Below are 309 nucleotides of genomic sequence, written 5' to 3' on the forward strand. Positions count from 1 at the left end.
GGATTGCTGAATCAGATTGAGCCGTTTCAGCAAAACAGTCCTCCGCAGCGCGAATGATGCGGCCCTGCGCAAAAGCCCCGACCGATGCTGCTAGCTCGATCAGGGTCTCCGATGTCATTGTCGTGAGCGTTCCCTGCCACGATGGGATGGTGGTAAGGTAGTTTTGAAACTGGGAAACGAATTGATCCACGTCGGCTGTCAAGTCCGCCAGAACGAGCTTATTAGTATCTGCCATGTTGAACCTTATGATTGGTTGGCGGTGACGGAAAATGCTGCAACCAGCGGACCTGATTGAGTATCAAGGTTTAG

General features: G+C 52.1%; 1 protein-coding gene. It reads right to left on the minus strand.

The genetic code is table 11. The features are described from left to right. The coding region (locus AC1RPG_RS08635) for a hypothetical protein (RefSeq protein WP_481762576.1) at positions 1-235 on the minus strand (235 nt) is incomplete at its 3' end. Positions 236-309: the final 74 nt, after the last annotated feature.

The organism is Dellaglioa sp. CoH-57-MRSF-18, assembly GCF_056781995.1.